Source organism: Pseudomonas sp. UF-293 (assembly GCF_058245595.1).
Genome location: NZ_JBSICA010000035.1, coordinates 41,235 through 51,035, shown reverse-complemented (window position 1 = coordinate 51,035; position 9,801 = coordinate 41,235). Strand labels below are relative to the sequence as shown.

Sequence of the window (9,801 nt, the reverse complement as noted above, 5' to 3'; positions counted from 1 at the left end):
CTGAGCGCTCTGAAATTAAGGGCGCAATGGACTAGCAACCGCAAGACCAAGGCGACAGTTACCTTGACACGTACCGGCTTGTAAAAAAGTAAGTCGCCGTAAGGGCGAAACCCTAAGCCGCCGTTACCGCAGCAACGGATATACACACCAAACCAACCAATAACCGCCCACAAAAAAAACGCCCCAATCTCTCAACCAGGGCGTTTTCTTGAAGCTTGCAGCTTGAAGCTTACATCTGATCTCTTAGTGCGAAACCGCCCCACTCGCCCCCAACCCAGTCTGCGAACGCACAAACTGCGGGAAGAACAGCGCGCGCTCGTTATCCGCAGCCGCCGACTTGTCAGTGATCGAGAAGAACCAGATCCCCACAAACGCAATGATCATCGAGAACAGCGCTGGATACTCGTAAGGGAAGATCGCCTTCTCGTGATGCAGAATCTGCACCCAGATGGTCGGGCCGAGGATCATCAGACCAACAGCACTGACCAGACCCAGCCAGCCACCAATCATCGCGCCGCGAGTGGTCAGCTTCTTCCAGTACATCGAAAGCAGCAGTACCGGGAAGTTGCAACTCGCCGCGATCGAGAACGCCAGGCCAACCATGAACGCAATGTTCTGGCTTTCGAACAGAATACCCAGACCAATCGCCAGTACCGCCAGCGCGATGGTGGTGATCTTCGACACGCGAATCTCATCCTTCTCGTTGGCCTTGCCCTTCTTGATCACACTGGCGTACAGGTCGTGAGAAACCGCCGAAGCACCCGCCAAAGTCAGACCGGCCACCACTGCCAGAATGGTTGCGAACGCCACCGCCGAAATGAAGCCGAGGAAGATGCTGCCGCCGACCGCGTTGGCCAGGTGCACCGCCGCCATGTTGTTGCCGCCGAGCAAAGCGCCCGCTGCATCTTTGAACGCCGGGTTGGTGCTGACCAGCAGGATCGCGCCGAAGCCGATGATGAAGGTCAGAATGTAGAAGTAACCAATGAAACCGGTAGCGTACAGCACGCTCTTGCGCGCTTCCTTGGCGTCACTCACGGTGAAGAAGCGCATCAGAATGTGCGGCAGGCCAGCGGTACCGAACATCAGTGCCAGACCCAGCGAGAACGCCGAGATCGGATCCTTGACCAGACCGCCCGGGCTCATGATCGCTTCACCCTTGGCATGCACCTTGATCGCTTCGGAGAACAGCGTGTTGAAGTCAAAGCCGACGTGCTTCATTACCATCAGCGCCATGAACGAGGCACCGGACAGCAGCAGCACAGCCTTGATGATCTGCACCCAAGTGGTCGCGAGCATGCCGCCGAACAGCACGTACATGCACATCAGCACACCGACCAGAATCACCGCAACGTGGTAATCGAGGCCGAACAGCAGCTGGATCAACTTGCCGGCACCGACCATTTGCGCGATCAGGTAGAACGCCACCACCACCAGCGAGCCACAGGCGGACAGGGTGCGAATCTGGGTTTGCCCGAGGCGGTAGGACGCCACGTCGGCAAAGGTGTATTTACCCAGGTTGCGCAGGCGCTCGGCGATCAGGAACAGAATGATCGGCCAGCCGACGAGGAAGCCGATCGAGTAGATCAGGCCGTCGTAGCCGGAGGTGAACACCAGGGCGGAAATACCCAGGAAGGACGCCGCCGACATATAGTCACCAGCGATCGCCAGACCGTTCTGAAAACCGGTGATCTTGCCGCCCGCCGCATAGTAGTCGGCGGCCGAGTTGTTTTTCTTCGAAGCCCAGTAGGTGATGTACAACGTCGCGCCGACGAAGGCCACGAACATCAGGATCGCCGGGATGTTCAGCGGCTGCTTGGCCACCTCCCCCGTCAACGCGTCAGCCGCCCAGACACTCGGCGCGAAAGCCGCAACACTCAATAGAGCCAGTAGACGCCGGATCATTGCTGAGCCTCCTTGAGAATCGCATTGTTCAGGTCGTCGAACTCGCCATTGGCGCGGCGCACGTAGATGCCGGTCAGGACGAAGGCTGAAATGATCAGGCCGACACCGATCGGGATGCCCCAGGTGATCGAGGATTCAGGACTGAGTTTCGCCCCGAGCACGTGCGGCCCGTATGCGATCAGCAGGATGAATGCGGAGTACAGCCCAAGCATGATTGCCGAGAGAATCCAGGCGAATCGTTCCCTTTTCTGAACCAGCTCCTTGAATCGGGGACTGTTTTGAATCGAGAGGTAAATGCTGTCGTTCATTGTTTTTATCCTCGCAGCACAAATTATTGTTGGAACGTAGCTAATGTATGCGGCTGCGAGAGAGGTTCCAGACGACCTTAGTAGTAGATGGCCATGATGTTCTGGCCATTTTCAAGCACACACAAAAACAACTGTGGGAGCGAGCCTGCTCGCGAAGGCGTCCTATCGGTCGATATCGCATCAACTGACAGATCGCATTCGCGAGCAGGCTCGCTCCCACAGGTGCGTGACGGTGTTTAAATTATTTGGTCCAGTCAGCTACACGATCCGGGTGTTTGGCCACCCAGTCCTTGGCGGCTGCATCAGGCTTGGCGCCGTCCTGAATCGCCAGCATGACCTCGCCGATTTCATCTTTCGACGCCCACTGGAAGTTTTTCAGGAACTTGGCCACTTCCGGCGCCTTGGCTTCCAGGCCTTTGCTGCCGATGCTGTTCACGGTTTCAGCCTGGCCATACACGCCTTTCGGGTCGTCGAGGAAGCGCAGTTTCCACTTGGCGAACATCCAGTGCGGCACCCAACCGGTGACAGCGATGGATTCGTTTTTCTTCTCGGCGCGGGTCAGCTCGGCAATCATGCCGGCGCCGGAACTGGCCTTGAGGCTGTACTTGTCCAGACCATAATCCTTGATCGCCTGATCGGTCTTGAGCATTACGCCTGAACCGGCATCGATACCGACGATGCGGTTTTTGAAGCTGTCGTCGGTTTTCAGGTCTTCAATCGATTTGGCTTTGACGTACTCGGGCACGATAAGGCCGATTTTTGCATCCTTGAAGTTCGGGCCGTAATCGACGACCTGATCCTTGTTTTTCGTCCAGTAGTCACCGTGGGTCACGGGCAGCCAGGCCGACAGCATGGCGTCGAGTTTGCCGGTGGCCACGCCCTGCCACATGATCCCGGTGGCGACGGCTTGCAGCTTCACGTCATAACCGAGTTTCTGCTTGATCACTTCGGCCGCCACGTGGGTGGTCGCGACGCTGTCGGACCAGCCGTCAACGTAACCGATGTTCAGGGTCTGTTTTTCAGCGTTGGCGAAAGTGGAACTCATCGCAAGCACCAGAGCGGCACCTGCGCCTAAAAGTCGTCGCATCTTCATCGTTTACTTCCCCGAAATGCTGCGCCCGACGGATGCCGGGCATCGTCAACGTATTGTTATGGTGCACAGCGCCCCCATCACGCCGGACCTCACACACCGAACATCAGCCGATTTTTCAAAAAGGGTACTGATGGTTTGATCATCAACCTCAAGCGGCAGTCGACCTGCTCTGTCAGCGACCTCAAGGCAGCGAGAAACGACATCAGAAAGCCATTAATCAAGCGAGATTAATTGACGCCAGACAATCCGCCCGAACTTTGCATGTACAACGCCAGCCAGCCACCTGCCCTTCTATAAATGCAGGTAACATGCGTCGCTTTGCAGCCACTCGGCCTGACCATGTCCGCGACGTCCCGATTTCCTTTTTTTCCTTATCTGTTCGCCTGCCTGCTCGGGCTGTTGGCCCTTGGCGGTTTCTGGTATGGCCTCGGCCAACCGGTGATCCTGCCGGACGCTGCAACGCCGACACACAAATTGCAGTGCGCTTCCTATACGCCGTTCGACAAGGACCAATCGCCGTTCGACGTGCCGTTCAAATTGCGCCCCGAGCGCATGGACGCCGACCTCGCGTTGCTGGCGACGCGCTTTGAATGCATCCGCACCTACTCAATGACCGGCCTCGACGCCCTGCCCGATCTTGCGCGCAAACACGGTCTGAAGTTGATGATCGGCGCCTGGGTCAATAGCAACCCGGTCGACACCGAGCAGGAAGTCGAGTTGCTGATCAAATCGGCCAACGCCAACCCCGACGTGGTTTCAGCCGTAATCGTCGGCAACGAGGCACTGCTGCGCAAAGAGGTCACCGGCGCGCAATTGGCCCGGCTGATCAACAAGGTCAAAAGCCAGGTCAAGCAACCGGTGACTTACGCCGACGTCTGGGAATTCTGGCTCAAGCACCCGGAAGTCGCGCCGGCTGTGGATTTTCTGACCATCCACTTGCTGCCGTACTGGGAAGACGATCCGTCGAACATCGACGTGGCGCTGCGGCATGTGGCGGATGTGCGTCAGGTGTTCGGCCACAAATTTGCGCCCAAGGACGTGATGATTGGCGAAACCGGCTGGCCGAGCGAAGGCCGTCAGCGCGAGACCGCCGTGCCGAGCCGGGTCAACGAGGCGAAATTCATCCGTGGATTCGTGGCGATGGCCGAGCAGGAAGGCTGGCGTTACAACCTGATCGAAGCCTTCGATCAACCGTGGAAGCGCGGCAGTGAAGGCGCCGTTGGCGGCTATTGGGGGCTGTTCGATGCGGATCGGCAGGACAAGGGCGTGCTCGCCGGGCCGGTGAGCAATGTGCCGCACTGGAAAGAATGGCTGGCGGTCGGCGGATTGATTTTCCTTGGCACGCTGATGCTTGGTGGACGCGTGCGCAGCACACGTTCGGCGCTTGTCCTGCCACTGCTGGGCGCTGTCGCGGCGTGCTCGATTGGCGCCTGGGGCGATCTGGCTCGATTGACCACACGGTTTGCCGGTGAATGGCTGTGGGTCGGCTTGCTGACCGGGTTGAATCTGTTGGTCCTCGCGCATGCGACGTTGATGTTGAGCGCGCGTAACGGTTGGCGGGCAGGCGCATTCGACTTCCTCGAACGGCGCGCCGGCTGGCTGGTCGCGGCGGCCGGTTTTGCCGCTGCGGTGATGATGCTGGAGATGGTCTTCGATCCGCGTTATCGCAGTTTCGCCAGCACGGCGTTCGTCCTGCCGGCGCTGGTCTACCTGTGCCGCCCAGTGAGCGTGCCGCGTCGGGAGATTGCTCTGCTGACCTTTATCATCGGCGCCGGGATTGCACCGCAGTTGTATCAGGAAGGGATTCTGAATCAGCAGGCGTGGGGTTGGGCGCTGGTGAGTGGCTTGATGGTGGTGGCGTTGTGGCGCTGCCTGCGGGTGCGTAGAGGCTGAGCAAGAGCAAGAGCAAGAGCAAGATCAAAAGATCGCAGCCTTCGGCAGCTCCTACAGGTGTACGGCATGCCACTGTAGGAGCTGCCGAAGGCTGCGATCTCTTCTGTCACGCGCTGCGTGAAGATCTGACCAGGCGCAACCCGGCAATCACCACCGCAAACACTGCCAGGGTCGTGTTGTACAACGCCAGCGCCGGCAGACCGAACACCAGCGCCAGCACGGCCAGCCACCACCCTGCCCGTCCAGACACGACAAACGCCAATACTGCCGCGCCCACCGCCGCCCAGCCCAACACCTTGAAATGAATCATCAGCCCCAGATTCGAACGCACCACGCATTGCCAACGACTGGCCTCATCGACACAGATGCCCACCCACTGCCCGTCTTCCATGAAGCCATAGCGCGCGGCATAACTGGCGGCCAGCCACAGCGGCAACAAAACGAGCAGCACAATCACGGGCAAGCGGCGGGACATGGAGCACTCCAATCTACGGAAATCGGCGGCCAGCTTAATCTGCCGACCGGCATTCGCAAGCACTAACAACTGTTAACTGTTCAGCAAGCCCTCGCAACGTGTATCGTCCAGCTACTATTACCCCGAATTCCGCCTGTTTGGTGCCGCAGCATGGCACTTTGGCGCACGGCCGGTGGTCATAGCCTGCGAACTTCAATCGGCACCTTCCTCTAAGGGATCTAGTCATGCTCCGTTCCTTGCGCTTCGCCGCGCTGTTCAGCGGCCTTATCTTGAGTGCGTCCGCGCTGGCGGTGGATATCGACGCCGCCAGCTATGGCTACCCGCTGACCAACCCGTTCGAGGCGACGATCGCCACGACACCACCGGACCTGCGTCCGGAGTTGCCGCTGGACGACGACATCAATCAAACGGACCGCAGCCTCACCCTGCGCCCGGAGCGTGAATTCCAGCTGCCGGACAATTTCTGGGCAGTGAAGAAGCTCACTTACCGCATCGCCACGCAGGACAAACCGGCGCCGCTGATCTTCCTGATCGCCGGCACCGGTGCGCGCTTTGACAGCACGCTCAACGAATACCTGAAAAAGCTGTATTACAAGGCCGGCTATCACGTCGTGCAGTTGTCGTCGCCGACCAGCTTCGACTTCATCAGCGCCGCCTCGCGTTTCGCCACTCCGGGCGTGACCAAGGAAGATGCCGAAGACATGTACCGGGTGATGCAGGCCGTGCGGGCGCAAAACCCGAAACTGCCGGTCACCGAGTATTACCTGACCGGTTACAGCCTCGGCGCCCTCGATGCTGCGTTCGTCGCGCATCTGGACGAGACCCGCCGCAGCTTCAACTTCAAGAAAGTCCTGCTGCTCAACCCGCCGGTCAACCTCTATACCTCGGTGACCAACCTCGACAAGCTGGTACAGACCGAGGTCAAGGGCATCAACAACAGCACGACGTTCTACGAACTGGTACTGACCAAGCTGACCCGCTACTTCCAGCAAAAAGGCTACATCGACCTCAACGATGCGCTGCTGTATGACTTCCAGCAGTCCAAGCAGCATCTGACCAACGAGCAGATGGCCATGCTCATCGGCACGTCGTTCCGCTTTTCGGCGGCCGACATTGCCTATACCTCGGACCTGGTCAATCGTCGCGGCCTGATCACCCCGCCGAAATTCCCGATCACCGAAGGCACCAGCCTCACGCCGTTCCTCAAGCGTGCGCTGCAATGCGACTTCGACTGCTACATCACCGAGCAGGTTATTCCGATGTGGCGCGCGCGCACCGACGGCGGCAGCCTGCTGCAACTGATCGATCAGGTCAGCCTGTATGCGCTCAAGGATTACCTGCACGACAGCCCGAAAATCGCCGTCATGCATAACGCCGACGACGTCATCCTCGGCCCTGGCGACCTGGGCTTCCTGCGTAAAACCTTCGGTGAGCGCCTGACCGTTTATCCACTGGGCGGCCACTGCGGCAACCTTAACTATCGCGTCAACAGCGACGCCATGCTGGAGTTCTTCCGTGGCTAAATATCTCCTGCTGATTGCAGCGTTCCTCTGTGCAGGCGTGGCCCAGGCCGACAACAGTAAAGCCGACGCACCGGTGGTGGTCGACAGCGACGGCTTCAAGGAACCGCTGACCAAACTCAAGTTCAACCCGGGCCTGGACCAGCGCGAGTTCGAACGTTCGACGCTCAACGCGCTGAACGTCTATGACCCGCTGGAATCGTGGAACCGCCGGGTCTACCACTTCAACTATCGCTTCGACCAGTGGGTGTTCCTGCCGGTAGTCGACGGTTACCGCTACATCACGCCAAGCTTTGTGCGTACCGGGGTGAGCAACTTCTTCAACAACATTGGCGACGTGCCGAACCTGGTCAACAGCTTGTTGCAGTTCAAGGGCCAGCGCTCGATGGAAACCACCGCGCGCCTGTTGCTCAACACCACGATCGGCATCGCCGGCCTGTGGGACCCGGCCACCGCCATGGGCTTGCCACGGCAGAACGAAGACTTCGGTCAGACCCTGGGCTTCTACGGCGTACCGGGCGGCGCCTACTTCGTACTGCCGATTTTCGGGCCGTCGAACATTCGCGACACTGCAGGTCTGGCCGTGGATTACACCGCCGACACCGCGATCAACTTCCTCAATGTCGCCGAAGTCAGCTCCAACCACCCGGAAGTTTGGGCCTTGCGTGCGATCGACAAGCGTTACCAGACCAGCTTCCGCTACGGTCAGATGAACTCGCCATTCGAGTACGAGAAAGTGCGTTACGTGTACACCGAAGCGCGCAAGTTGCAGATTGCCGAGTAAATCGGCTGCCGCAAATCACTGTGGGAGCGAGCCTGCTCGCGAACGCGGAGTTTCAGTCAACATCGATATTGACTGAACTACCGCATTCGCGAGCAGGCTCGCTCCCACATTTGTTATGTGTTGCTGATTAACCCTTCAGCGCTTTCCACAGCTTGCCGACAACCGAAACCACCGCCAACACCACCGCGCCGGCAATAATCCCCGCAACGCCATTGAGCAACATCGGCACGGCAAAGCCGGCACTGCCCGCCGCTGCGCCGACGCCTTCGATCCAGTGATGCAGCACCGGCACGCCGTGGGTCAGGATGCCGCCGCCGACCAGGAACATCGCCGCCGTGCCGACCACCGACAGGGTTTTCATCATGTACGGTGCGGCGCTGAGAATGCCGCCGCCGATGTTTTTCGCCATCTGCCCCGGTTTCTGCGTCAGCCACAGGCCCAGATCGTCGAGTTTGACGATGCCCGCCACCAAACCGTAAACGCCCACGGTCATGACGATGGCGATGCCGGACATGACCACCACTTGCTGAGTCAGCGAGGCATCTGCCACGGTACCGAGGGTGATGGCGATGATTTCCGCCGAGAGAATGAAGTCGGTGCGAATCGCGCCTTTGATCTTGTCCTTCTCGTACGCCACCAGATCGGTCGCCGGGTCGGCCACAGCCTCGGTCAGCTGCGCATGGCCGGCTTCGTCTTCCTCTTTGCTGTGCAGAAACTTGTGCGCGAGCTTCTCGAAACCCTCGAAGCACAGGTACGCACCACCGACCATCAGCAACGGCGTCACCAGCCAGGGCACGAAAGCGCTGATCGCCAACGCCGACGGCACGAGGATCAGTTTGTTGACAAACGAGCCCTTGGCTACCGCCCAGACCACGGGAATTTCCCGCTCGGCGCGCACGCCCGAAACCTGCTGGGCATTGAGCGCAAGATCGTCACCGAGCACCCCAGCGGTCTTCTTCGCGGCCATTTTTGTCATCAATGCAACGTCATCCAGAACGGTGGCGATGTCATCGATCAGCACCAGCAAACTGCTTCCTGCCATGAATCCTGTTTCCTTCTGTGTATGAATGTTGCCAAGCATAACGCGACCGCCGGCCACAGGCTGCATTGTTGAGCGCCGCTCAAGGCCGGTGCTACCATGCGCCACCGCCAGAACAGGCAAGGAACCACCGGGTTTATGAGCACAATCCGCGAGCGTAACAAAGAACTGATCCTGCGCGCCGCCAGCGAAGAGTTTGCCGACAAGGGCTTCGCGGCGACCAAAACCAGCGACATCGCCGCCAAGGCGGGATTGCCCAAGCCCAACGTCTATTACTACTTCAAATCCAAGGAAAACCTCTATCGCGAGGTGCTGGAAAGCATCATCGAGCCGATTCTGCAGGCCTCGACTCCGTTCAACCCCGACGGCGTGCCGAGCGAGGTGCTGAGCGGCTACATCCGCTCCAAGATCCGCATCTCCCGCGACCTGCCCTACGCCTCCAAGGTGTTCGCCAGCGAAATCATGCACGGCGCCCCGCACCTGAGCGCCGACCTGGTCGAGCAGCTAAATGCCCAGGCCAAGCACAACATCGCCTGCATCCAGAGCTGGATCGACCGCGGCCAGATCGCCCCGATCGACCCCAACCACCTGATGTTCAGCATCTGGGCCGCGACCCAGACCTACGCCGACTTCGACTGGCAGATTTCTGCGGTGACCGGGAAAGACAAGCTTGATGAGGCCGATTATGAAGCGGCGGCGCAGACGATCATCCGACTGGTGTTGAAGGGGTGTGAGCCGGATCAGTGAGATCGGGGGAACCGCTTCGCGAGCAGGCTCGCTCCCACAG

At 59.4% G+C, this 9,801-nt stretch carries 9 protein-coding genes; 4 read left to right on the top strand and 5 right to left on the bottom strand.

Annotation, left to right across the window (positions count from 1 at the left end; all coding sequences use genetic code 11):
• Positions 1-243 precede the first annotated feature (243 nt).
• From AC4IHP_RS24715 to AC4IHP_RS24705, 3 genes are all read right to left on the bottom strand, one after another.
• Positions 244-1,902, bottom strand: a complete 1,659-nt coding sequence (locus AC4IHP_RS24715) for a cation acetate symporter (RefSeq protein WP_007919906.1) — start codon at positions 1,900-1,902, stop codon at positions 244-246.
• On the bottom strand, positions 1,899-2,210 hold the full coding sequence (locus tag AC4IHP_RS24710) for a DUF485 domain-containing protein (RefSeq protein WP_016771016.1): 312 nt from the start codon (positions 2,208-2,210) through the stop codon (positions 1,899-1,901). Before AC4IHP_RS24710 ends, AC4IHP_RS24715 begins: the two co-directional genes overlap by 4 nt.
• 241 nt (positions 2,211-2,451) lie before the next feature.
• Entirely contained in the window at positions 2,452-3,303 is an 852-nt protein-coding gene (locus AC4IHP_RS24705) for a glycine betaine ABC transporter substrate-binding protein (RefSeq protein WP_039763645.1), read from the bottom strand.
• 297 nt (positions 3,304-3,600) lie between these two features.
• Between AC4IHP_RS24705 and AC4IHP_RS24700 the strand changes: the two genes are divergently transcribed.
• The gene (locus AC4IHP_RS24700; RefSeq protein ID WP_490832963.1) at positions 3,601-5,196 is read left to right on the top strand and encodes a glycoside hydrolase family 17 protein; all 1,596 of its coding nucleotides are present in this window, start codon (positions 3,601-3,603) and stop codon (positions 5,194-5,196) included.
• A 106-nt stretch (positions 5,197-5,302) separates the two neighbouring features.
• Here the strand turns inward: AC4IHP_RS24700 and AC4IHP_RS24695 are convergent, their stop codons facing one another.
• Positions 5,303-5,671, bottom strand: a complete 369-nt coding sequence (locus AC4IHP_RS24695) for a hypothetical protein (protein ID WP_490832962.1) — start codon at positions 5,669-5,671, stop codon at positions 5,303-5,305.
• A 224-nt stretch (positions 5,672-5,895) separates the two neighbouring features.
• Between AC4IHP_RS24695 and AC4IHP_RS24690 the strand changes: the two genes are divergently transcribed.
• Complete coding sequence (locus AC4IHP_RS24690) at positions 5,896-7,194, top strand: serine/threonine protein kinase (RefSeq protein ID WP_490832961.1); 1,299 nt, start codon at positions 5,896-5,898, stop codon at positions 7,192-7,194.
• On the top strand, positions 7,187-7,975 hold the full coding sequence (locus AC4IHP_RS24685; RefSeq protein ID WP_024012144.1) for an MlaA family lipoprotein: 789 nt from the start codon (positions 7,187-7,189) through the stop codon (positions 7,973-7,975). The genes AC4IHP_RS24690 and AC4IHP_RS24685 overlap by 8 nt, the downstream gene beginning before the upstream one ends.
• Positions 7,976-8,102: 127 nt before the next feature.
• On the opposite strand, the gene AC4IHP_RS24680 is transcribed toward AC4IHP_RS24685, so the two are convergent.
• Positions 8,103-9,017, bottom strand: a complete 915-nt coding sequence (locus AC4IHP_RS24680; RefSeq protein WP_460117545.1) for a DUF808 domain-containing protein — start codon at positions 9,015-9,017, stop codon at positions 8,103-8,105.
• A 135-nt stretch (positions 9,018-9,152) separates the two neighbouring features.
• On the opposite strand from AC4IHP_RS24680, the gene AC4IHP_RS24675 reads away from it, so the two are divergent.
• Entirely contained in the window at positions 9,153-9,761 is a 609-nt protein-coding gene (locus AC4IHP_RS24675; protein WP_051600396.1) for a TetR/AcrR family transcriptional regulator, read from the top strand.
• Positions 9,762-9,801: the final 40 nt, after the last annotated feature.

Bases quoted from the DNA above. Each gene is read 5' to 3' on its own strand.
- AC4IHP_RS24715 (WP_007919906.1), bottom strand. From the start codon at position 1,902: ATGATCCGGCGTCTACTGGCTCTATTGAGTGTTGCGGCTTTCGCGCCG.
- AC4IHP_RS24710 (WP_016771016.1), bottom strand. From the start codon at position 2,210: ATGAACGACAGCATTTACCTCTCGATTCAAAACAGTCCCCGATTCAAG.
- AC4IHP_RS24705 (WP_039763645.1), bottom strand. From the start codon at position 3,303: ATGAAGATGCGACGACTTTTAGGCGCAGGTGCCGCTCTGGTGCTTGCG.
- AC4IHP_RS24700 (WP_490832963.1), top strand. From the start codon at position 3,601: ATGCAGGTAACATGCGTCGCTTTGCAGCCACTCGGCCTGACCATGTCC.
- AC4IHP_RS24695 (WP_490832962.1), bottom strand. From the start codon at position 5,671: ATGTCCCGCCGCTTGCCCGTGATTGTGCTGCTCGTTTTGTTGCCGCTG.
- AC4IHP_RS24690 (WP_490832961.1), top strand. From the start codon at position 5,896: ATGCTCCGTTCCTTGCGCTTCGCCGCGCTGTTCAGCGGCCTTATCTTG.
- AC4IHP_RS24680 (WP_460117545.1), bottom strand. From the start codon at position 9,017: ATGGCAGGAAGCAGTTTGCTGGTGCTGATCGATGACATCGCCACCGTT.
- AC4IHP_RS24675 (WP_051600396.1), top strand. From the start codon at position 9,153: ATGAGCACAATCCGCGAGCGTAACAAAGAACTGATCCTGCGCGCCGCC.